This is a genomic window from Nitrospirillum bahiense, from assembly GCF_007828025.1.
Lineage (GTDB): Bacteria > Pseudomonadota > Alphaproteobacteria > Azospirillales > Azospirillaceae > Nitrospirillum > Nitrospirillum amazonense.
Genome location: NZ_VITO01000011.1, coordinates 101,061 through 124,132, shown reverse-complemented (window position 1 = coordinate 124,132; position 23,072 = coordinate 101,061). Strand labels below are relative to the sequence as shown.

Genomic DNA, 23,072 nt, shown 5'->3' with positions numbered 1-23,072 from the left:
AAACCCATCTTATGAACACGTTGGAAACCGGCCTGGCCATCGCCCGGGCATTGCATCTCGCCCTGGCGCTGGCCGCCTGGGGCCTGCCCGCCTTCGCCGCCCTGGTGGTGGCGAAGGCGCCCGCGGGCCCCGCCCGTGACGACCTGACTGCCACCCTGCGCCGCTGGGCGCGCGGGGCGGCGGGAACGGCCGTCGCGGCCGGGCTGCTGTGGTTCGCCGCGCAGGCGGCCGTGTTCGTGGGTGACGACAACCCCGCCGCCGTGCTGGGTGCGCTGGCCGCCACGGCGGCGACCCGTTACGGGCATGTCGTGTTGCCCCGCCTGGCGTTGCTGGTCGCGGCGGTGGTCCTGGAAAAACGGTTGTCGGTGCAGAGGCTGGCCGGCCTGCTGGGCCTGTCGCTGGCGCTGCACGCCGGCGTCGGCCATGTCGCCGTCACCTTCGACACCGCCAGCCTGCCGGGCCTGGCGGCGGAGGTGCTGCACCTGCTGGCGGCCGGCGCCTGGCTGGGCGGCATGGCCGGGCTGCTGCTGGCCCTGTCGCGTCCGGCGCTGGCGGCTGATCTGGCCATGCGTTTTTCTCCCCTGGGCGTCACCTGCGTCACCCTGCTGGCCGCCACCGCCTTGCTGAACGGCGTGGGCCTGATCGGTACCCTGGCCGGCCTGATCGGCACCACGTATGGCCATGTCGCCATCGCCAAGGCCGTGCTGTTCGCCCTGATGCTGGGTTGCGCCGCGCTCAACCGCTGGCGCATCGCCCCCGGCTTGGCCCGGGGCACGGTGCCGCTGGGGATGTTGCGCACCTGCGTGCTGGTGGAACTGTCTCTGGGTACCGCCGTGGTGGCCTTGGCCGCCTGGCTGGCCAGCATCGTGCCGGGGGTGCATGATCAGCCCCTGTGGCCCTTCACCCGCAAGCTCAGCGGCGAGATCCTGTCCGATCCCGACTACGGCGGCCTGGCCTGGAAGGCCATCCTCCTGTCCGGCCTGGGCATCCTGGGCCTGGCCCTGGCCGTAATGCCGCCCTGGCCTGGGGCTTGGCGCCGGCCCGCCCTGGCCCTACGCCTGCCGGCTCTGGCCGCCGCCGGCGCCGCCCTGTGGTTCGGCGTGCCCGACCTGGACCTGCTGACGGTGGAAGCCTTCCCCACCAGCTACTGGTCCTCCCCCACCGGGTTCACCGCCGCGTCGGTGGCGCAAGGGGCCGCGTTGTTCCCCGGCCACTGCGCCCGCTGCCACGGCGCTGGCGGCGCCGGTGATGGGCCGGACGCGGCCAAGCTGAGCATCCCGCCCGCCGACCTGACCGCCCACCATCTGCTGGACCACAGCGAGGGCGACATCTTCTGGTGGCTGAGCCACGGCATGCCCGACCCGGACGGCAAGCCGGTCATGCCGGCCTTCGAGGACCAGTTGTCGGAAGATGAGCGCTGGGCCCTGATCGACTATATCCACACCCTGAACAGCGGCACGACGGTGGCGGAGGCCAAGGGCGTGTGGACCTGGGGCATGCCCGCGCCGGAGCTGGACCTCAGCTGCCCGGCCGACGGCGCCCTGGCCAAGGCCGGCAGCCTGGCCGACCTGGCCGGTCGTCCGCTGCTGCTGGCCATCGGCTATGGCGACGTCCCCGCCCAGGCCCTTGCGGCGGTGCGGGCGACGCCGGTAGTGCCGGTCATCGTCAGCACCAACCCCGACCAGGCCCCGCCCGCCTCGGCCTGCGGCAGCACCAGTCCGGAAGCGGCCGTGGCCTACCGCACCATCGGCGGCGCGCCGGAAGGCCCGCTGCTGGTGTTGGTGGACAGCCGGGGCGCCCTGCGCACCATCTGGCAGGGCCCCTTCCCGGCGACGCCAGCCGCGATCGCCGTGCTGGCGGCCAAGGCGGAGGAAGCCGAACGCCATCCCTTCGCCACCGGCGGCGGCGGGCATCATCATCACTGAGAATGGAATATTTCCGCTGCGGAGCCTTTGGCGCCATCCATAGATGCCGGCCTCAATCCCCCGCCGGACCCATCGGTTTCATCCATACGTGCAATGGATAGGAACGGTTTTTAACAGCGCGACCGGATCCCTAGATTTCAGGCTGGATCGCCCCACGGGAGAGGGCGGACCCTACTCGGGAGACGAACGCCTCATGAATATCATCGGACCGGACGCCCTGGTGTTCGGTGTCGACGATGTCGACGCCTGCAGCCAGTACCTGACGGACTACGGCCTGAAACCGGCCGGTGATGGCCGGTTCGAGGCGCTGGACGGCACCTGCGTCATCATCCGCGCCGCCGACGACCCCCGCCTGCCGCCGGCCATCGGCCCCGCCCCCTCGATCCGCGAGATCGTCTACGGCGTGGGCGACGCGGCAACGCTGGAGGCCATCGCCGCCGAGCTGTCCAAGGACCGTGAGGTGCGCCGGGGCGAGGGCGGCAGCGTGCACGCCGACGACGATTCCGGTTTCCACCTCAGCTTCGCACTGACCATCCGTCGGCCCTACACCGCCCCGGCCGACCTGACCAACGCCCCCGGCCATCCGCCCCAGCGCGGGCCCAACCTGCTGGGCATCAACTGGGACATGAAGGTCGAGCCGCGCACCCTGTCGCACGTGGTCCTGTTCGTTCCCAATATGGAGCAGGCGGAGGCTTTTTACGTGAACCGCCTGGGCTTCCGCCTGACGGACAAGTTCATCGGCGTGGGCCCCTTCCTGCGCCCGGCGGGCACGGAGGACCACCACACCCTGTTCCTGATCCAGACGCCGCCCTTCATGAAGGGGGTGGAGCACTTCACCTTCCACCTGGGCAGCGGGACGGAAGTGCTGCACGCCGGCACCCAGTTCGAGGCCAAGGGCTACACCACCTTCTGGGGCCCTGGCCGTCACTACTTCGGGTCCAACTGGTTCTGGTACTTCAACAGCCCCCTGGGCTGCCATGTGGAATACGACGCAGACATGGATCTGCACGATGACGCGTGGGAAGCCCGCCACCGTCCGCCGGGGGCGGACAATTCCCAGTTGTTCCTGTTCACGGCGCGGGAGAAGTGGTTCCCCAGCGGTCCGCCGCCCAAGGGCGGCGCGCACTGAAGTGGCGGCGCTTTCCCATACCCCCGGGGCGCCGGCCCCGGGGGACACCCGCACCCCGCTGTGCGCCCTGGATACCCTGCCGCCGGTGGGCCAGGCGCGGGGCTTCGACCCCGCCAAATCCGGTCGCGACACGGTTTTCGCGCTGCGCCGCAGCGACGGCATCCGGGTCTACCGCAACCACTGCCCCCACCAGGGCGTGCCGCTGGAATACCGCAAGGACCGCTTCCTGTCCGGTGATGGCCAGCGCGTCCTTTGCTACGCCCACGGCGCCCATTTCGACGCCGACAGCGGCCTGTGCACCGACGGGCCCTGCCGCGGTATGTCGTTGGCATCCTTGCCCTTGGTCATCGAGGACGACTGGCTTTACCTGGCCGTGGCCCCGGACAGCCCCCTCTTGCGCTGATCCCCCTGCCCATCAGCGTCATGACAAGGTCATATCCCGTTCAGCCGAAGGCGAAATGTCGCATCCCCAACCCTAAGTCGCGTCCCGTACGCTTTCCCCAAGAGCAAGACGTGCTGCAAGCGCGAAACGGGCAAATAGGGATAAATCACCACGAAGCGACCCAGAGCGTATCGAAACGATAATCTGGGAGACTTCATATGGGATTTTGCGGCAGTGCGCGGTGTTCCGCGCATGAATGGCGACGTGCGCGCGTTTTTACTGCGCTGACTCTTCTGGCCGGCACGGCGCTGACCTCCATTCCGATGTCATCCGGGGCCTGGGCCGCGACGGCACCCGCCGACGCGGACAACCTCAGCGAGATCATCGTCACGGGCACGCGCCGTATCGATCGCTCGGTGGCCGACAGCCCCTCCCCCGTCGACGTCTTCACGCCGGAGGATCTGGAGCGCCAGGCCGGCAGCGACACGCAGGACCTGATCCGCACCCTGGTGCCCTCCTTCAACGTCGGCCATTTCTCCAGCGACGACGGCTCGGGCATCGTGCGCCCGCCGACGCTGCGCGGCCTGCCGCCGGATGAAACCCTGGTGCTGATCAATGGCAAGCGGTTCCACCGCTCGGCCCTGGTGCAAATCGCCGGCGACGCCCAGACCTCGGGCTCGCAGGGTGCCGACCTGAACCAGATCCCGGCCATCGCCATCAAGCAGCTGGAGGTGCTGCGCGACGGCGCCTCCGCCCAGTACGGGTCGGACGCCATCGCTGGCGTCATGAACTTCACCCTGAAGGATGCCGCCGACGGCGGCAGCGTCATCGTGCAATGGGGCCAGGACTATGCCGGCGACGGCGCCACCGGCCACATCCAGGTGAATTCCGGCCTGCCCCTGGGTGACCGGGGCTTCGTCAACATCAGTGCCGAGTACCAGAAGAACGACCCCACGGACCGGGGCGTGGAGCGCAGCGACGTCACCGACCTCAAGGCGTCCGGCTACAACCCCGGCCCCAAGGGCTATCCCACGCCCAACCAGCGCTGGGGCGACAACGCGGTGGAGGCGGAGCGGCTGTTCATCAACAGCGGCGTCGACCTGACCGACAATTCCAAGATCTACCTGTTCGGCAACTTCGGCCACAGCAACGAGAAGGAAAGCTTCTACTACCGCGACCCGGTCAGCAGCTGGCTGGGCACGACCTTCCCCCTGACCAGCGGCGGCAATTTCTCCTGGGCCAGCGTCTACCCCGGCGGCTACCACCCCTGGTTCTACGGCGACATCCTGGATAGCAGCATCACCGGCGGCTACAAGACGACGCTGAAGTCCGGCCTGATCATCGACGCCAGCGCCAGCTATGGCCGGGATGAGGTGCGCTACAACCTGGTCAATACCGTCAACCCCTCGCTGGGCCCCATCAGCCCCACCCAATTCTACGTGGGCACCCAGACGCAGGAGGAGACCGACCTCAACCTGGACCTGACCTACCCAGTCCACATCGATTGGCTGGCCAGCCCCCTGACCCTGGCGGGCGGCGCGGAATACCGGCGCGAGACCTATACCATCACGCCCGGCGACGCGGCCTCATACACCTCCGGCGCCTATGCCGCCTACGTGCCGGTGGGGTCCAACGGCATGCCGGGCTTCACCCCCACCGACGCCGGCCAGTTCCCGCGCAGCAACTACGCCTTCTACGCCGACGCCGAAGCCGACGTGATCAAGGACCTGAGCCTGGGCTTCGCCCTGCGCTATGAGGATTTCAGCGACTTCGGCAACACCACCAACTGGAAGGTCACCGGCCGCTATCAGCTGACCGACTGGGTGGCCGTCCGGTCCTCCGTCAACACCGGCTTCCGCGCGCCGACGCCGGGCCAGGAGAACGTGTCCAAGGTCACCACCATCTTCCAGAACGGCAACCCGGTGGAGCAGGGCACCTACCCCGTGGGCAGCGCCATCGCCCGCTATTACGGCGCCCAGGCGCTGAAGCCCGAGACCTCGTTCAACATCGCCGGCGGCCTGGTCTTCGACCTGCCCTACAAGGTCAACCTGACCGTCGACTACTACAACATCAAGGTCGAGGACCGCATCGGCATCACCAGCACCTATTCGGTGACGGCGGCCGACATCGTGGCCCAGCCGGCGCTGGCGGCGGTGGGCGTGGGCGGCCAGGTGAACTACTTCGCCAACGGCTTCGACACCCGCACCCAAGGTGTGGACATCGTCGCCAACAAGACCTTCGACCTGGACACGGCGGGCGAGTTGCACGCCACGGCGGCCATGAACATCAACCACACGGTCGTCACCAAGTACAATCCCACCGTCATCGGCCTGGGCCAGGTGCAGGACCTGCAGAACGAAAGCCCGCACTACCGTGCCACGCTGACCGGCGTGTGGGACATCGGCAAGTTCAGCATCCTGGGCCGCGCCAGCTATTTCGGCGCGTGGGAGGACAACGTCAGCATCTGCGGCACCACCTGCCTGGGCCAGAACTTCGACCCCGCCTGGATCTTCGACGCCGAGGTTTCATACAAGGTGCTGGACGACCTGACCGCCAGCATCGGCGGCCAGAACGTGGGCGACAAATACCCCGCCAAGATCCGGCCGGAGTTCGGCACGTATGGCGTGGGCCAGCAGTACTCCTTCAGCAGCCCCTACGGCTATGACGGCGGCTATTATTATGTGCGCCTGAAATACGATTTCTGACGACAGGAACCGCCCCGCCCCGAACGTACCATCGGAATGGGGTGATCGTTCCCCAGTTACCTTCCTCGGGTTGGCCCCCTGGAAGGCACCTCGGGGCCGCCGGACTTCCCGCCGGCGGCCCTTTTTTCAGAAGTATAGCTCTCGTCCTTTAGAAAAGGTTGGACAAGCTATAAGTGGCAAAACCTCTTATTAATGTTCTCAAATTGATATATATATATCGGTAAATTTCAGGAGCGCCGCACTATGCTTAAGAGATTGGTTAATATGGCGAGACCAAAAATATTTGAACAGATATTCAGTGGGAATATGAGAACAAAGAAGAAGAATAATGAAGTTCGCTCTCCAGTAAATAAGGAAACACCAACAATAACCGTAAAATCTATAAGATTTATATCTGGAACAGAAATTGCCGTTGACAATAATGACATTATTGTTTTTGTTGGGTCAAACAATTCCGGGAAAAGTTCATGCTTAAAAGAAATTGAAGAGATGATGCATAATAAAAAATTCTTGGGGAAAGCGATCAGTAAAATAGAAATAGTCAAATCCGGGGATGATAGATATATCAAAGAATACATCGAGAAACACAGCAGCGTAGAGTCATCTTATGGTATTCATCGTACTTATTCTGGCGACGAATATAATATATCTGTTGACAATGTGGTTGGCGAGTGGAATGAACTCTCAAGAGATATTTGTAGATTTTTCTGCAGAAGACTAAAAACAGAGACAAGAATTACGGACAGTGATGCGGCAATGACGTTTAATGTTCTGGATGAAGCGGCATCTAGACCAATACATGCGCTCTATGCAAATAAAGATATAGAGGATAAAGTATCAAGATACTTCCATGCCGCATTTGGCTCTGAGTTAATCGTCATGAAAGGTGGAGGTGATAAAATACCTTTATATGTAGGCCAGAAGCCAAATATTGTTAATGGAGAAGATCCCACTACCAGATCATATCTAAAGAAATTAGAAGAGGTTGCATCTCCTTTAGAAGAACAAGGAGATGGCATGCGTAGCTTCACAAGTGCGATTCTCGAAATGTTGACTAGCGAGGCTCCTAGCATCCTTCTAATAGATGAACCGGAAGCTTTTCTTCATCCCCCTCAAGCTAGACTTTTAGGTGAACTTTTTGCAAAAGAAAAGAGAAAAAATTCCCAAATCTTTATTGCAACTCATAGCGTCGATGTGCTGATAGGCCTTCTTAATGCAGCACCAAATCAGCTACGGATCATCAGAGTGCAAAAAAGATCGGACCAAAACCAGATAAAAGAATTGGAACGATCAAAAACCAGATCGATATCAATTGACCCCCTGATGAGACATTCATCAGTTCTTTCTGGAATATTCCATAATAGAGCTATAATTTGCGAGTCAGATGCTGATTGCTCCTTCTATCAAGCCATACTATCTCACGATCACTCTAAAAGGCACTCTTATCATGATGCTTTATTTCTACATGCCAACGGAAAACATAGAATGGTAACTTTATGTGAGTCTTTATTATCTCTCGGAGTTCCTGTCGATATTATCGCCGATATTGATATACTCAGCGACATCGATGTTATGAAGAAAATAATCAGTGCGATGGGAGGTCAGTGGAGAGAGGTGGAGCCATATTTAGCCACTTTGAGGGCCGCCATCAATTCCAGTGCAAAAAAGAGAAGATCACTGGAAATAAAAGCATCCATACGGTCTATACTTGACAACATAGAAGATAGCTCTGATTTTCCAGAGAGAGCTGTATCGGACATAAATTCCCTATTAGAGAAGAGTTCGCCGTGGAAAATATTGAAAAAGGCGGGGTATTCAGCAATACCAAGTGGCGATGCAAGCAAATCTATGGAAGAAATCAGAAAATATCTCGAGAATATAGGGATATGGATCGTCCCAGTTGGTGAGTTGGAGGGATTTTGCAGAACCATAGGCGGTCACGGGCCCAAATGGGTCCAGCAAGTTATTGAAACAAAAAATATTAATACCGATAGGGAGCTCGACGAAGCCAGGAATTTCATTTATTCAATATGGAATAGACATCTGCACCAATAGAATCTGGCCCCTATCACCCAAACCGTTAGCGCCCCATCGCATCCTTCGATTTCCCAAATAGCCGCCCCCGCGTCAGGGTGCACCCGTGCGTATCGTTGGTGCCCAAGGCCACCGGCGGACGGCGGGAGGGAAATCGAAGGAGGGGCACCAGCCATGCCCGCAGGCGGCCGCCGCGGCACCGCCACCATCCCATCGTCCAGCCCGGTGCCCAGGCCCAGCGCCCCTTTCGCGACCAGAGGCCAGGACCCCATGTTCGAATACTTCCCCAAGAATTACGTCTGGAACCTGTCGGTGGACATCGCCATCGAGTCCGGCGCCCAGATTGGTGAGATCGATGAGATGTGCCGGCCGTTGCGCGACGCGGCGGCGCGGGGGGAGGATACCGGCACGGGGGAGTTCCTGAAGCACTGGGTGGCCATGGCCGACAAGCTGGTGGACCTGGCCGCCGAGGATGAGGCCCGGGGCCGCAACTTCTCCGCCGGCACCAAGCTGCAGCGCGCGTCGCTCTACTACACGACGGCGGAGCGCATGCAGGGCCACGGCCATCCCGGCCGGGCCGACACCTATGCCAAGGCGCAGGACAGCTTCCGCCGCGCCATGGCGCTGGGCAAGGAGAACGCCGAGCGCATCGAGATTCCCTACCAGGGCGGCGTCATCGCCGGCCTGTACACCCGGGCGCCGGGCCCGGGGCCCAAGCCGGTGGTCGTCTACGTCAACGGCCTGGATAGCTGCAAGGAGCTGCTGTACTGGTCCCGCCTGCCGGAGGCGCTGCTGCGCCGGGGCATCTCCACCCTGTGCATCGACCAGCCGGGCAGCGGCGAGGCCCTGCGCCTGCACAACCTGCCCGCCACCCACAAATCGGAGGAATGGGCGTCCAAGGTGGTGGATTGGCTGGAGACGCAGGGCGACGTCGATGCCAAGCGCATCGGCATCGCTGGCATCTCCCTGGGCGGCTATTACACCCCGCGCGCCGTTGCGTTCGAGCCGCGTTTTGCCCTGGGTGTCGTCTGGGGCGCCAACCACAACTGGGCCGAGGTGCAGCACAAGCGCCTGGCACGCGAGGGGGAGAACCCCGTGCCCCATTACTGGGCCCATGTCAGCTGGGTGTTCGGCGCCAAGGACATGAACGACTTCTTCGCCAAGGCGGAAGGCATGACCCTGAACGGCGTGGTGGAGCGGATCCGCGTGCCCTTCCTGGTCACCCACGGCCAGAGCGACCGCCAGATCAGCCTGGATTACGCCCACCAGACCTATGACCAGCTGGTCAACAGCCCCAAGCGCGAGCTGAAGATCTTCACCCCGCGCGAGGGCGGCATCGAGCATGTGGGCGTGGACAACATGTCCTACGGCCGCGACTACATCGCCGACTGGATCGCCGAGACGTTCGGCGGAAACGTGGGCTGAGGAAATATACGATGAAGTTCGCGACCCTGCCCAACGGGACACGCGGCGACCGTGACGGCTGCCTGGCTGTCATTTCCCGTGACCTGCGCTGCGCCGCCTACGCCGACGGCATCGCCGCCACCCTGCAGGATGCCATCGAGCGCTGGGACGAGGTCGCCCCTGCGCTGCAGGCCCTGTATGACGCGGTGAATATCGGCCGCGACACCTTCCCCTTCGACCCCACCCAGGCCCTGGCGCCCCTGCCCCGCGCCTGGCAGTGGCTGGACGGTTCCGCCTACCTCAGCCATGGCGAGCTGATGGCCAAGGTGTTCAAGATCGAGAACGTCCAGGGGGCGGAGCCCCTGATGTACCAGGGTATCTCCGACCGCTTCCTGGCGGCGACCGAGGATGTACCCCTGCCATCGGAGGCGGACGGCATCGATTTCGAGGGGGAGTTCGGCGTCATCACCGGCGCCGTGCCCCTGGGCGTGACGGCGGAGCAGGCGTTGGCCCATGTGCGCCTGGTGGTGCAGATCAATGATTGGTCCCTGCGCGTGCTGGCACCGCGCGAGATGAAGACCGGCTTCGGCTGGGTGCAGGCCAAGCCGCCCTGCAGCGTGGCCCCGGTGGCGGTGACGCCGGATGAGCTGGGGGACGCCTGGCGGGAGGGACGCGTGCACCGGCCGCTGGACGTCTGGTTCAATGGCCAGCGCTTCGGCGCAGCGGATGGCGGGGCCATGGCCTTCGGCTTCCATGAGCTGATCGCCCACGCCGCCCGCACGCGCGACCTGTGCGCCGGCACCATCATCGGCTCCGGTACCGTGTCCAACGACAGCTACCGCACCGTGGGGTCCAGCTGCATCGCCGAGCGGCGGGGCATCGAGATCCTGGATGAGGGGGAGCCCAAGACCCCCTTCATGCGCTATGGCGACCGGGTGCGCATGGAGGTGAAGCTGGTCGATGGCGCCAGCGTCTTCGGCGCCATCGACCAACGGGTCGTGCCCGTGGTGCGCTGATCAGGGGGTACCTTCACCCTGGCGGGGGTTCTGAGGGTGCGTCCAGGGGAAGACATAGGCGTCCTGCGGCTTGGCTGCGGCGGGCGCCGCCTCCCGCACCAGGGGGTGATAGCCGGGGCCCCACTGCCCCAGGGCCGCCAGCTTGGCCGCCGTGTCGGCGCTGGTCACGAAGGCCTGGTCGGCCAGGGCGTCCGCCACCGGATAGACGGCCAGGCGCTTCAACAGCACGCCATCGCCCAGCCCCGGCGTGCGGTGGTCCGCCACCAGCGGACAGCCGGCGGTAGGACCCTGCGGCCAGGTCAGGGTGCCGGACGCGGCCTGAAAGAAGTAGCGCCCGCCCGCCGGGGGCGCATGGCGGTACAGGTCCACCGCCATGCGCTGGTCGTTCATCGTGTCGCCGTCATAGACCTGCCAGCCCTGGAGGACATGCGGCGGCAGGCGGGCCATGTCGGCATCGCCGGTGCGATAGCTGTACCAGGGCGCGAGCGCCAGGGTGAAGGCGCCCCGCCCGCCCCAGCCCTGTTCCCCGAAGACGCGGGCCGCCAGGAAGGGCACCGCCCCGCCGCCATAGGAATGGCCGACGATGCCGACGCGGGTGAGGTCCATGGCCCGACCCTCCGCCGCCACCGCCGCCTTAAACCCTACCCACAGGGCGTCGTAGCGCTGGTCATGCGTGGCACCGAAGGCGGGATAGGGGGCATAGACGACGACGGCTCCCCGGCTGACCATATGGCGGATCAGGCCCTCATAGCTGGGCCAGCGGTTGGGTCCGAAGCCGTGGGCCAGGAAGATCACCGGGCTGGGGCCGGGCGCATGCTCCGGCAGGAAGACCACGAGGTCCTGCCCTGCCATAGCGGGATCGGGCACCGAATGTTGGACCATGGCGTAGGGACCATCGACCCCGGCCGGCATGCCCGGCGGCAGCACCATGCCGTCGCAAGCCGCCGGCGTCGCGTGCTTATCCCCCCGCAGCGCCTTCACCCCCTGCCGCGCCGCGAAGAAGCAGCCGGTGCACAAGGGCAGCAAGGCCGCCAGCACCACCCCCTGCGCCATCAATCGCCGTACCGCCATGTCAACCCTTCCCACCCCGTCACAGCCGGTGATACGGGCGCGGGGGTGGAAAGTTTTCGGGGACAAAAGCTCACCCTCAATTAAACTGGTCTTCCAACCAGTTTGAGACCCCGCCATGGCCAGCGTAGGCGCATTTGAAGCTAAAACCCATTTGGCTGCGCTGCTTGATAAGGTCGAAGCGGGCGAGGAAGTAATCATCACCCGCCACGGTCGTCCCGTCGCCAAACTCAGTCCTATCGATGGTGGCAAGGATATCGCCTCAGCGAAAGCGGCGGCGTCCACGCTGACGACGCTGCGCCATTCCATCGCGGCGAAGGACCAAACGCCCTTCGCAATGGCTGAGTTGGATGAATACCGCCTTGAAGGCCGCCGATGACCCTATGGCGCAGACCCTGGACGCGATCCCTAACCTCGCCCTACGTCTCGGGCTCTGCGTGTATGACGCCATCTATTTGGGACTGGCGTTGAGATCGGGCCTGCCGCTCGCCCCCTTGGGCACGACGTTGCGGCAAGCCGCCGCGTCAAGCAACGTCCGCCTGATGTTGCCTTAAGACCACCGTCGCCTCACTCCGCTGCCCCACCTACACCCGGCTGCAACAGCACAGGGCCCGCCGCATCGGCGCCCAAGCGGTCGTAGGGGTTGCGCAGGGGGCAGTCGCCCAGTGACAGGCAGCCGCAACCGATGCAGGTTTCTAACTGGTCGCGAAGCTGCATCAGGCTGTCGATGCGCTGCTGCAGCATGTCCTTCCAGTCACTTGACAGGCGGCGCCAGTCGGCCTGGGTGGGGGTGCGGCCGTCCGGTACTGTGCCCAGGGCGGCATGGATGTCCGCCAGGGCGATGCCGGCGCGCTGAGCCACGCGGATGATGGCGATGCGGCGCAGCACATCGCGCGGATAGCGGCGCTGATTGCCGCTGCTGCGGCTGGCGGTTATCAGGCCCTTGCTCTCGTAGAAATGCAGGGTGGAAACGGCGACACCGGCGCGTTTCGCCACCTCTCCCACGGAAAGTTCACGTTTCAGCTTGGCAGGCGGCGGGTTGGCAGGGGGCAGCTTTGGCGGAGCGGACATGGCGCATACCTAAACAAAGGACGAGGTTTTATAAGGCCCGCCGGCAAACGGGTGCAAGGATGCGACGACAGGCCGGCGCCCCTGCCCGCCAGCAGGGGCGCCTTCGCATCTGCGGCATCTCGCCACCGTGGCAATTACGCAGTATATTGCCCTTAAGACATAATCAAAGCGATCAGAAACCATTCGTTGTAAGTATAACTTACATGATTTTGTAATGTTACCGCACCCATTTTGAAATCAAATCTTAATTTGCCGCACTGCGGTAGCCTGGCTATTACCCCAGAAATTTCATAACCCTGGGGGAAAGAAATGCAAATCCGTCACCTGTTGGCGTCGGCCGCCGCCCTGGCGCTGCTGACCGGCCTGACCCTGCCCGCGTCGGCCCAGCAGGCGCCCGATGCGGCCGCCGCTGACACCGATCAGATGCAGGAGGTCATCGTCACCTCGTCCCGTCGCTCGGCGTCGGAAATCGAGCTGCCGACGCGCGAGATCCAGGCCATCATGCCCGGCGTGAACGCGGTGAAGGCCATCAACATGCTGCCGGGCGTCATCTTCCAGAACGCCGACCCGTGGGGCAACAACGAGCAGAACTCCTCGCTCTACATCCACGGCTTCAACGCCCAGCAGCTGGGCTACACCCTGGATGGCGTGCCGCTGGGCGACCAGTCCTACGGCAACTACAACGGCCTGTCGCCGCAGCGCGCCATCATCAGCGAGAACATTGGCCGCATCAGCCTGGCGTCAGGCGCCGGTGACCTGGGCACCGCGTCCACCAGCAACCTGGGCGGCACGCTGGCCGTGTTCTCCGATGACCCCAAGGCTGACGCCGGCGCGCAGGTGGAGCAGGTGTTCGGCAGCTACGACACCTTCCGCACCTTCGCCCGCATCGACACCGGCGACCTGGGCGGCGGCAACAGCGGCTACGTCTCCTTCGTGCGCCAGGATTCCCGCGCCTGGGACTTCAACGGCCAGCAGGGCGGATACCAGGTCAACGGCAAGTTCGTGCATGCCGGCGACAAAGGTACGCTGAAGGCCTTCTTCGACTGGTCGGACAAGGTCGAGCCGAACGAGGACGCGACCTCCATCGCCGCCAACCAGGCCTACCAGCCCTACACCCGCCCCTTCCTGTATCCGGACCTGACCAAGGCGCTGACCTACGTCGATGCCAAGGGCAACACCCCGGCGGCCCTGGGCGCCAACTATTCCAACTACTTCAGCGCGGCGCAGCGTACCGACTACCTGGGCTACGTCAGCTATGACTACCAGTTCAGCGACGATCTGGTCTGGCACAACCAGGTCTACTATCACCATGACGACGGCCGCGGCATCGTGGCCCTGCCCATCAGCGGCGCCGCCTCGGTGTTCAAGGTCTATTACCCGACCCAGGATCTGAAGACCGTGCTGGGCAACACCGGCTATGGCGTGCGCACCACCGAGTACACCATCGACCGCGAGGGCGTGCGCTCCAACGCCACCTATACCCTGGGCGATCACCAGATCGAAGGTGGGGTGTGGTGGGAGCATAACGAGACCACCACGGCCCGGCGCTGGTACCAGCTGTCGCTGACCAACCCGCTGACGCCCTATGACGTCCCGGACAACGCGCTGTTCACCCAGGTGGAAAGCAAGATCACCAACGACGTGATCCAGCCCTACCTGCAGGACCAGTGGCAGGTGCTGCCGACCGTGAAGCTGCAGGCCGGTTTCAAGGCCAGCCTGCAGTTCGCCGACGGCAAGATGCCGGTGCAGCCCCTGCCCGGTTCCTACAGCGGCACCACCGTGAACCTGCCGCAGGGCCAGATCGACACCAAGGAGGGCTTCCTGCCGCAGGTGGGCGCCCTGTGGGACATCACCGGCAACGACCAGCTGTTCTTCAACATCCAGAAGAACCTGCGCCAGTACATCACCTACGGCCTGGGCGGCGCCTCGCCGTGGAGCCTGGGCAACCAGGCTGCCTTCGACCTGTTCAAGAAGACCGGCAACCCGGAAACCTCATGGACGTATGAGGCCGGCTGGCGCGGCGACCACCCGGTGGACCTGGGCTTCATCACCGGCATCGGCGGCCAGATCAACTACTACCACGTCGACTTCAGCAACCGTCAGCTGCTGATCAGCCCGAACGCCACCCTCACCAGCTTCGTGGGCGGCGTCGGCATCCTGCAGAACGTGGGCAGCGTCACCACCGACGGCGTCGACGTGGCCGCCACCGTGCATCTGGGCGACCACTTCTCGGTCTACGATGCCCTGTCCTACAACCACTCCCAGTACGATCAGAACTACGTCAGCGGCGCCAGCACGGTGCAGACCGCGGGCAAGCTGATCCCCGGCGATCCGGAGTGGATGAACCGCTTCATCGTCAGCAGCAACTACGGCGCCTTCGGCGCCAAGGTCAGCGGCGAGTACTACGGCAAGCGCTACGCCACCTACACCAACGACCTGTGGGTCCCCTCCTACTGGCAGTTCAACCTGGAGGCCAGCTACGACCTGGGCGCCATCGCCCCGGGCGTGAAGTCCTCCTCCATCGCGCTGAACGTCACCAACCTGATGGACAAGAAGGCGGCCAGCACCATCACCGTGGGCTCGGCCTCCGGCACCTACGCCATCTACCCGCTGGCCCCACGCCAGTTCTTCGTCACCCTGAAGGCCGGGTTCTAAGCCCGCCGCCTCAGCGGCTTTGACGCGAGGGGCTGGCACGTCCGCGTGCCGGCCCCTTTCCTTTCCGCCTTGTATCCTTGACGCTTTTTTATAAGAAAACACCGCCGAACCGGGCCCGGTACCGGGCGGGCGACCGCCACGCCTTGACGCCCGTCCCGGCGCTAACCTAGGGTGATTGCTGAGCGTTTCGGTCCCACGTCATGCCCGGTCCGGGCTGGCCCGATGCCCGTGTGCCCACGGGGACGTCCGTGGCCGTCATCCGCTCCTTCCCTTCAGGAATCCTCGTGGGATCGCGTGCGCCTGGGCGCATGCACGGCGGTTCATGTCCGGGTCGGGCCTGGGCGGAAAGCGGTTGGCGTGGCGGAGATGCGCAACATGGACAGCGACACTTGGGATGCCGGCCACATGGGCTGCGGCGAGCTGGTGATGCTGCTGCGCGTCCGGCTGAAAGCCATGCCCGGCGCCATGCTGCGCGTCATCGCCCATGACAGCGGCGCGCCGGAGGATCTGCCGGCCTGGTGCCGCATGACCCGCAACACGCTGGTCCGCCACGACCCCGCCACCCACAGCTTCTGGATCCGCTCCCGGCCCGATTGGCCGTGAGTCCCCTCACCGGAGAGTAACCATGCCTGGAAAATTCGTCGTCTCGCTGAGCTGCGCCAAGAACGACACCGACAAGGCCACCGTCGCCTTCGTCATCGCCAACGCCGCCGTGGCATCCGACAAGGAAACGGTGGTGTTCCTGTCCATCGAGGGCACCCGCCTGTCGCAGGCGGGCTATGCCGACGACATCCATGAGGAGGGCTTCGCCCCCCTGAGGGACCTGATCGCTAACTTCGCCGCCGCCGGCGGCACCATCTATGTCTGCTCCCCCTGCTTCAAGAAGCGCGGCCTGGACGAGGGCAAGCTGATCCCAGGCGCCAAGATCGTGGGCGGCGCCAAGCTGGTGGAGTTCATGAGCGACGGCGCACCCAGCGTCAGCTACTGATCCCAGGGACGAGGATACGCACATGGATCGCAGGACGTTCATCGCCAGGGGCATCGTCACGGGCGCCGGCTTGGCCACGGCTGTCATGGGCACGCCGGCCCTGGCGCAGGCCCGCAAGACCTTGCGCTTCGGCATCGGGCCGCTGCTGCCCTCGCCGGAGGATACCAAGAAGGCCTACATGCCGCTGTTCGCCCACCTGGCCAAGGAACTGGGCGTGGATTTCGAGCTGGTGGCCACCACCGACTGGGCTGGCATGGCCGTGGCCATGGGCTCAGGCCAGCTGGACCTGGCCTGGATGGGCCCCTGGGGCTACATCATCGCCAACAACGCCACCGGCTGCCAGGCCGTGGCCACGGTCAAGTATGACGAGAAGCCCACCTACCTGGGCGTCATCATCGCCCGGCCGGACGTCAAGGTCGCCAAGTTCCCGGACGACACCAAAGGCATGACCATCTCCTTCGCCGACGTGGGCTCCACCTCCGGCTGGCTGATCCCCAGCTACTACGCCAAGGAGGTCTGGAAGATCGACCCCAGGACCTTCTGGACCTACACGGAAGGCGCCACCCACGCCGCCAACGAGATTTCGGTCAGTGCGGGCCAGGTCGACCTGGCGACCGATTTCGACCGCAACCGCAACGCCATGATCGCCAGCGGCAAGGTGAAGGAGGACGCGAACAAGATCGTCTGGACCTCCGACCCCCTGCCCAACGACGCCATCGTGCTGCCGGCCAACGCCCCGGCCGGCATGGGCGACCAGGTGCGCAAGATCCTGACCGCCATCACGGTGGATCAGGCCAAGGCCCTGCTGCCCAACCGCTACACCGGCTTCGTGGCCGCCACCCACGCCTCTTACGACATGATCGAGAAGGCGGGGTTGGCGCTGGGCAAGATCAAGGCCAAGGCCTGAGGACGGAACGGCGACGGATGGCCAGTGCTGCGGAACAGGCGTTGCGGCGGATGGAGGCGGCGGGCCGAGGCATCACGGGGCCCCGCCTGCGGCTGTGGCTGATCTGCGCCGCCCTGCTGGCCTTCTACGCCGCCTCCTGGCGGCTGGCGGGGATAGACCCGCACAAGCTGGCGGTGGGCCTGCCCAAGCTGGGCCGCTGGCTGGCCACGGCCTGGCCGCCCGACCTGCATGAGCTGCCCTTGTTCGCGCTGCGCACGGCCGAAACCGTGGCCATGGCGGCCATCGGCACCACGCTGGCCGTCCTGCTGGCCCTGCCCATGGCCATCCTGGCCAGCCGCCCCCTGACGCCCTGGCCACGGCTGTACCATCCGGCGCGCTGGTTCCTGAACGCGTTGCGCGGCATCGACAGCTTCGTCTTCGCCCTGCTGTTCGTGGCGGCGGTGGGCCTGGGGCCCTTCGCCGGCGTGCTGGGTATCGCCCTGCACACCTGGGGCAGCGCCGCCAAGCAGTTCGCCGACCATCTGGAAAACGCCAATCTGGGCCCGCTGGAGGCCGTGCGCACCACCGGCGCCGGCCGGTTGGCGGCCATCCGCTACGCCCTGGTGCCCGACGTGGCGCCCGTCATGCTGTCCACCGCCCTGTTCTGGTGGGAGTTCAATGTCCGCGCCTCCACCGTCCTGGGCGTGGTGGGCGCCGGCGGCATCGGCCAGGAATTGAAGAACAGCATGGATCTGCTGGATTTCCCCCGCCTGGTCACCATCATCGCCGTCATATTGGTGGTGGTGACGGCCTTGGACCAGTTTTCCGGCTGGCTGCGCCGGAGGCTGGCGTGATGCACGCGCCGCTTCCCCCTGTCCGTGCCATTCCCGTGGAACCGCTGATGCGCGCGGAGCGCCTGGCCAAGGCCTTCGGCGGCCATGCCGCCCTGGCGGATGTCAGCTTCAGCGTGCGCGCGGGCGAGGTGGTGGCCGTGCTGGGCCCCAGCGGCGCCGGCAAGACCACCCTGTTCCGCTGCCTGGCCGGCCTGGCCCCACCCGATGCGGGGTCCGTGCGGGTGTGGGGGCAGGACATCGCGCGGACCGCCGGCCGCGACCGTCGGCGCCTGGCGCGCGACGTGGCCGTGGTGTTCCAGCAGTTCAACCTGGTGGGCCGGCTGACGGCCCTGGACAATGTGCTGGCCGGCCGACTGGGCCACGTGCCGGCCTGGCGCGGCTGGTCACGCCGCTTCGGCCGCGCCGACCGCCTACTGGCCCTGGAATGCCTGGACCGCGTCGGCCTGCTGGCCAAGGCGGAGCAGCGGGCCGACACCCTGTCCGGCGGCCAGCAGCAGCGCGTGGCCATCGCCCGGGCGCTGGCCCAGCGTCCCCGCCTGATCGTCGCCGATGAGCCGGTGGCCAGCCTGGACCCCGCCACGGCCGCCGGGGTGCTGGACCTGTTGCGCGACATCGCGCGCGGCCCCCAAGGCGACGATGGCGCCGTGGGCGTGGTATGCAGCCTGCATCAGGTGGACCTGGCCCGCGCCGCCGCCGACCGCATCATCGGCCTGGCCGGCGGCCGGGTGGTGGCGGACCTGCCGACCAGTCTTTTCGACGCCGCCGCCGCCGCGCGCCTTTACGGCAATTCCTGATCGGACAGCTTCCCCATGGACCCCATCGCCCACCACGCCCACAGCCCGGACGTCTCCTTCGACGGGGGGGAGCTTGACTGCGGCAACGGCCTGCTGCTGCTGATCCGCAAGCATATCGACCCGCTGCCGCGCGGCGGTCTGCTGGAGATCCTGTCGTCCGAGGTGTCGGTGGACGAGGATTTGCCGGCCTGGTGCCGCATGACCCGCAACGAACTGGTGTCCTGGACCAAGACCGGCCGCCAGCGCAGTTTCCTGGTGTGCAAGGGCGCCCTGGCGGAACGGACGGTGGCACCCCTCATGCCGGCGGCCCCCATGGCCATGGCGCCCGCCGTCCCCGCCCGGCGGCGCGAACCGGTGGCGGCCCCGCCCCTGCCGGAGCTGGCGGTCATGGGCATCGGGTCCTGGCCGCGGCCGCGTTGGATGGCCGACACCATGCACGCCTATGTGGAGGGCCGCCTGCCGGAGCAGGCTTTCCATGAGACCGCCGACGACGCCGTGCGTCTGGCCATCGCCGCCCAGGAAAAGGCGGGCGTGGACGTGGTGACGGATGGGGAGCAGCGGCGCGACAGCTATGCCAGCTTCGTCGCCACCCGGCTGGACAACTGCCAGCTCATCCCCCTGACCGACCTGCTGCCCCTGGTGGATGATCCCGAGGCATTCGAGGCGGAGCTGCGGGCCCTGGACATTCCAGCGGGTGAGGTGCGCCATCCGGCGGTGTTCGGGCCGCTGGTCCGTTCCCGTCCCTTGGTGGCGCACGAGGTGGACTTCGCCCGCACGGTCACGGCCAAGCCGGTGAAGGTGGCCCTGCCCGGCCCCTATCTCCTGACCCGCACCATGTGGATGGAGTGCATTTCCGATCAGGCCTACGCCAGCCGCGAGGCCCTGGCCCAGGACATCGTGCGGGTGCTGCGGGAAGAACTGGCGGAGGTACTGGACGCCGGGGCCACGCTGGTCCAGTTCGATGAGCCGGTGCTGTCGGAAGTGGTGTTCGCCGGTGCCAAGAACAAACGCAGCTTCATGTGCGGCGCGCTCTCGGAATCGCTGGGGCCCGACCATGAGCTGGGTTTCGCCCGCGATCTGCTGAACGCCGTCCTGGCCGGCTTCCCCCGCGAGCGTACCGCCCTGCACGTCTGCCGGGGCAACTGGACGCCGGATGAGAGCGTGGCCCTGTCCGGCAGCTACGCGCCCCTGGTCGCCACCCTGGCCCAGGTGAGGGTCGGCGCCTATCTGCTGGAGATGTGCACGCCGCGCGCCGGGGAAATGGAAATCCTGCGGGCCCTGCCGCAGGACGCCCGCGTCGGGGTCGGCGTGGTCAATCAGAAGCATGCGGCGGTGGAGGATGCGGACGCGGTGGCGGCCCGCATCGGGCACGCCATCGACCTGTTCGGGCGGGGGCGGGTGTTGCTGCACCCCGATTGCGGCTTCGCCACCTTCGCCGACAACCCCATCTGCGCCGGCGGCACGGCCCAGGACAAGCTGGCCGCCATCGCGCGCGGGGCGGCGCGCTTCCGCTGACGGCCCGTAACTGCGAACCTGGAACCGGACCGTTCAAGCGCCTACATTGATCCGGATCGCGTGATATCCGGTGGTTCCCATGGATAAGTTGCAGGCGATGCAGGTCTTTACCCGCATCGTGGAAGTGAACAGTTTCTCCAAGGCGGCGGACACGCTGGGCCTGCCCCGTGCGTCCGTCACCACCATCATCCAGAACCTGGAAGGCTTCCTGGGCGTGCGCCTGCTGCAGCGGACGACGCGGCGCCTGAGCCTGACCCCCGATGGCGCCGCCTATTACGAGCGCGCCGTCCGCATCCTGTCCGACATCGACGAGGCGGAGTCCTCCTTCGCCAACATGAAGAAGAACCCGCGCGGCAAGCTGCGCGTGGACATGCCGGGCGCCATCGGCCGGCTGCTGGTCATTCCCCGCGTCCATGAATTCCGCCGACAATATCCCGACATCGACCTGATGATCGGCATGGGCGATCGGCCGGTGGATCTGGTGCAGGACGGCGTGGACTGCGTGGTGCGCGTTGGCCATCTCCAGGACAGCAGCCTGATCGCGCGGCGCGTGGGCGTGTTCCAAGGCGTGACCTGCGCCAGCCCTGCCTACATCGCCGCCTACGGTGTGCCCGAAACGCTGGAGGATCTGGAGCGGCACCAGGCCGTGAACTATTTCCACAGCCGCACCGGCAAGATCGTCGACCTGTCCTTCATCGTGGAGGGCGAGGTGCAGGAGGTGAAAGCCGCCGGCCCCGTCGCCGTGAACGACGCCGACGCCTATCTCACCTGCGGGCTGGAAGGGCTGGGCATCATCCAGCCGCCCTATTTCATGGCCAAGCCCTACCTGCTGTCCGGCCAGCTGAAGGAACTGCTGCCCCGGTGGAAGCCGGAGCCCATGCCCATCTCCGCCGTCTATCCCCACAACCGCCACCTGTCGCCCAAGGTGCGGGTGTTCGTGGACTGGGTGGCCGACCTCTTCGACAGCTGCCCGCTGTTCAACGGCCAGGCCACCCTCTGCCCCGAAAAGCCCCCGGCCCCCGCCCCAGCCGATGTGGAGGAAGAGGAGAAGTGCCTGATCTGCGCGTGAGGATGCGCGCCCGGGCAATTCGCATTGTTTTCAGGGAGGGACACGTCCATATCTGACCAACTATCTGGTCAGGAAGAACGAACATGACCACGATCAACCTTGCTGATGCCAAGGCGCACTTGAGCGACCTGATCAGCCAGGCCGAAGCGGGGGAAACCGTGATCATCACCCGCCGGGGCAAGCCCGTCGCCCGCCTAGTCCCAATGACCGCCTCCCGGCAACCGATCGCGCTAGCCCCGATGCAAGCGCTAACCGGAAGCATGGCGCCGCAAGCACAGCCCGCTGAAGCCTTCGTGCGCGCCATGCGGAACGACGACCGGTATTGATGCTCTACCTCGACACGTCGCTGCTGGTCGCCGCCCTGACGATGAGTCCGCTTCGCATCGTATCCAGACATTGCTGAGCCGGCAGGACGCCAATGCCCTGCTCATCAGCGATTGGGTGATAACGGGGTTTTCCTCGGCCTTGTCCATCAAGGTGCGGACAAGTCGAATCAGCGCTGAGCAACGGGCACAAGCCTTGAGAATATTTTGGGGGCGGATAGAATACACTTTCATCCGGCCACCGATTTCTTCAGGTCATTTCCAAGCCGCTGCCCGTTTTTGCGACCATCATAATTTGGGTTTGCGGGCCGCTGATGCCCTTCAGCTGGCAATCACTGCCGATGAAGGCGCCACTCTTTGCACTTTGGATCACAAGCTCGCCGAGGCGGGGCTGGCCCTGGGCATCGCGACAATGATACCGTAAAGTCATTGCTCAGCTGCGGCGCGGGCGGGGCCCCCAATGCCCCGATTATGCGGTTTTTTCTAAACAGACTATTCGCATTATCGCGTATTCCGCCTAGAGCGGCGTTCGCTATGATGGAACCGTTGCTGCAGTGCCGGTCACGGACCGGTCGGTGGCCCGGATCCGGGGGATAATCCTAGGGTCCGCCCTTCGTGAAACCGCCCCGTTCGGGGCCCCAACCTAGTCTCGCGGCCTGATCGTCCTTTTCCAATGGAGAGGGGCGCGGACGCGTTGTCCCTGGCGTGACCCGTGGTCTTGGCAGTCTCCGGTCCCGCCGCCCCATGCCTGATGCCGGCATCCTTGCCGGAACCCGCGGCCGATACCGCCGCCCGCATCCGCGCCGATTTGACGGCGGGAAACGGGACGCGACCGCCGCAGTTCCCGGCGTATGCCTGGCGTCACCCGCTCGTAAGGAGTTCGTCCGATGGCCGCACCGACCTTTGATGTCCAGAACAGCTTGACGATTCCCACGTCGCTGGTGGGGGAGGCACCTGCCTCCAGCCATCTTCTGACCTCGGACGCCCGCATGACCCTGGCCGTCCTGGCGGCCATGGGCACCGGCCTGTCGCTGTTCGCCGGCCTGGCGCTCTGCGACCTGTTGCCCTTTATCGGCGTCATGCTCCGGGGTTTCTAAGCACCGCCCCTCCCGAAAATTCGCCCCATGCGTACCGCGGCGCACCGGCCGCGGTACGCGTTGCCGTCTCCCGTCGGCGCGATTGTTCTGACAATCCGAATTGTGTAGCAGCGAAACACTGATTTATTCGCCGCAACACCCCTCATACAGTCCACCC

21 protein-coding genes are annotated in these 23,072 nt (G+C 65.2%); 19 read left to right on the top strand and 2 right to left on the bottom strand.

Annotation, left to right across the window (positions count from 1 at the left end; all coding sequences use genetic code 11):
• Nucleotides 1-11: 11 nt before the first annotated feature.
• The 7 genes from FBZ88_RS17130 (at nucleotide 12) to FBZ88_RS17100 (ending at nucleotide 10,595) form a co-directional block, all read left to right on the top strand.
• Nucleotides 12-1,925 carry a CopD family protein gene (locus FBZ88_RS17130; protein WP_145618423.1) on the top strand — a complete coding sequence of 638 codons (1,914 nt, stop codon included), beginning with the start codon at nucleotides 12-14 and terminating at the stop codon, nucleotides 1,923-1,925.
• 193 nt (nucleotides 1,926-2,118) lie between these two features.
• Complete coding sequence (locus FBZ88_RS17125; RefSeq protein ID WP_145618422.1) at nucleotides 2,119-3,054, top strand: VOC family protein; 936 nt, start codon at nucleotides 2,119-2,121, stop codon at nucleotides 3,052-3,054.
• Between the two features lies 1 nt (nucleotide 3,055).
• Nucleotides 3,056-3,457, top strand: a complete 402-nt coding sequence (locus FBZ88_RS17120; RefSeq protein WP_246138712.1) for a Rieske (2Fe-2S) protein — start codon at nucleotides 3,056-3,058, stop codon at nucleotides 3,455-3,457.
• A gap of 302 nt (nucleotides 3,458-3,759) precedes the next feature.
• Complete coding sequence (locus tag FBZ88_RS17115; RefSeq protein WP_246138711.1) at nucleotides 3,760-6,141, top strand: TonB-dependent receptor plug domain-containing protein; 2,382 nt, start codon at nucleotides 3,760-3,762, stop codon at nucleotides 6,139-6,141.
• A 243-nt stretch (nucleotides 6,142-6,384) separates the two neighbouring features.
• Entirely contained in the window at nucleotides 6,385-8,196 is a 1,812-nt protein-coding gene (locus FBZ88_RS17110; protein WP_145618420.1) for an ATP-dependent nuclease, read from the top strand.
• Nucleotides 8,197-8,349: 153 nt separating this feature from the next.
• Nucleotides 8,350-9,600, top strand: a complete 1,251-nt coding sequence (locus FBZ88_RS17105) for an alpha/beta hydrolase family protein (RefSeq protein ID WP_246138710.1) — start codon at nucleotides 8,350-8,352, stop codon at nucleotides 9,598-9,600.
• A gap of 11 nt (nucleotides 9,601-9,611) precedes the next feature.
• Nucleotides 9,612-10,595, top strand: coding sequence for a fumarylacetoacetate hydrolase family protein (locus FBZ88_RS17100; RefSeq protein ID WP_145618419.1), 984 nt, complete (start codon nucleotides 9,612-9,614; stop codon nucleotides 10,593-10,595).
• On the opposite strand, the gene FBZ88_RS17095 is transcribed toward FBZ88_RS17100, so the two are convergent.
• Nucleotides 10,596-11,666 (bottom strand): alpha/beta hydrolase family protein, encoded by a 1,071-nt coding sequence (locus tag FBZ88_RS17095; RefSeq protein WP_145618418.1) that lies wholly within the window; start codon nucleotides 11,664-11,666, stop codon nucleotides 10,596-10,598.
• Between the two features lie 115 nt (nucleotides 11,667-11,781).
• Here FBZ88_RS17095 and FBZ88_RS17090 point away from each other — a divergent pair, with 115 nt between their 5' ends.
• Nucleotides 11,782-12,042 (top strand): type II toxin-antitoxin system Phd/YefM family antitoxin, encoded by a 261-nt coding sequence (locus FBZ88_RS17090; RefSeq protein WP_145618417.1) that lies wholly within the window; start codon nucleotides 11,782-11,784, stop codon nucleotides 12,040-12,042.
• A 188-nt stretch (nucleotides 12,043-12,230) separates the two neighbouring features.
• Here FBZ88_RS17090 and soxR read toward each other — a convergent pair whose 3' ends face one another.
• Complete coding sequence (gene soxR, locus FBZ88_RS17080) at nucleotides 12,231-12,734, bottom strand: redox-sensitive transcriptional activator SoxR (protein ID WP_145618415.1); 504 nt, start codon at nucleotides 12,732-12,734, stop codon at nucleotides 12,231-12,233.
• 309 nt (nucleotides 12,735-13,043) lie between these two features.
• Between soxR and FBZ88_RS17075 the strand changes: the two genes are divergently transcribed.
• From FBZ88_RS17075 to FBZ88_RS17025, 11 genes are all read left to right on the top strand, one after another.
• The gene (locus FBZ88_RS17075) at nucleotides 13,044-15,389 is read left to right on the top strand and encodes a TonB-dependent receptor (RefSeq protein ID WP_145618414.1); all 2,346 of its coding nucleotides are present in this window, start codon (nucleotides 13,044-13,046) and stop codon (nucleotides 15,387-15,389) included.
• 375 nt (nucleotides 15,390-15,764) lie between these two features.
• Nucleotides 15,765-15,992 (top strand): sulfurtransferase TusA family protein, encoded by a 228-nt coding sequence (locus FBZ88_RS17070; protein ID WP_145618413.1) that lies wholly within the window; start codon nucleotides 15,765-15,767, stop codon nucleotides 15,990-15,992.
• Nucleotides 15,993-16,014: 22 nt separating this feature from the next.
• On the top strand, nucleotides 16,015-16,377 hold the full coding sequence (locus FBZ88_RS17065; protein ID WP_145618412.1) for a DsrE family protein: 363 nt from the start codon (nucleotides 16,015-16,017) through the stop codon (nucleotides 16,375-16,377).
• A gap of 22 nt (nucleotides 16,378-16,399) precedes the next feature.
• Entirely contained in the window at nucleotides 16,400-17,284 is an 885-nt protein-coding gene (locus FBZ88_RS17060) for a phosphate/phosphite/phosphonate ABC transporter substrate-binding protein (protein ID WP_145618411.1), read from the top strand.
• A gap of 17 nt (nucleotides 17,285-17,301) precedes the next feature.
• Nucleotides 17,302-18,117, top strand: coding sequence for a phosphonate ABC transporter, permease protein PhnE (gene phnE, locus FBZ88_RS17055; protein WP_145618410.1), 816 nt, complete (start codon nucleotides 17,302-17,304; stop codon nucleotides 18,115-18,117).
• Nucleotides 18,117-18,911: a phosphonate ABC transporter ATP-binding protein gene (gene phnC, locus FBZ88_RS17050; RefSeq protein WP_145618409.1), complete on the top strand. Its 795-nt coding sequence runs from the start codon at nucleotides 18,117-18,119 to the stop codon at nucleotides 18,909-18,911. The genes phnE and phnC overlap by 1 nt, the downstream gene beginning before the upstream one ends.
• Before the next feature lie 15 nt (nucleotides 18,912-18,926).
• Complete coding sequence (locus FBZ88_RS17045) at nucleotides 18,927-20,426, top strand: 5-methyltetrahydropteroyltriglutamate--homocysteine methyltransferase (RefSeq protein WP_145618408.1); 1,500 nt, start codon at nucleotides 18,927-18,929, stop codon at nucleotides 20,424-20,426.
• 79 nt (nucleotides 20,427-20,505) lie between these two features.
• The gene (locus FBZ88_RS17040) at nucleotides 20,506-21,495 is read left to right on the top strand and encodes a LysR family transcriptional regulator (RefSeq protein WP_145618407.1); all 990 of its coding nucleotides are present in this window, start codon (nucleotides 20,506-20,508) and stop codon (nucleotides 21,493-21,495) included.
• An 83-nt stretch (nucleotides 21,496-21,578) separates the two neighbouring features.
• On the top strand, nucleotides 21,579-21,821 hold the full coding sequence (locus FBZ88_RS17035) for a type II toxin-antitoxin system Phd/YefM family antitoxin (protein WP_145618406.1): 243 nt from the start codon (nucleotides 21,579-21,581) through the stop codon (nucleotides 21,819-21,821).
• A gap of 139 nt (nucleotides 21,822-21,960) precedes the next feature.
• Nucleotides 21,961-22,242 carry a type II toxin-antitoxin system VapC family toxin gene (locus FBZ88_RS17030; protein WP_326485528.1) on the top strand — a complete coding sequence of 94 codons (282 nt, stop codon included), beginning with the start codon at nucleotides 21,961-21,963 and terminating at the stop codon, nucleotides 22,240-22,242.
• Nucleotides 22,243-22,705: 463 nt separating this feature from the next.
• Entirely contained in the window at nucleotides 22,706-22,915 is a 210-nt protein-coding gene (locus FBZ88_RS17025) for a hypothetical protein (protein ID WP_145618405.1), read from the top strand.
• Nucleotides 22,916-23,072: the final 157 nt, after the last annotated feature.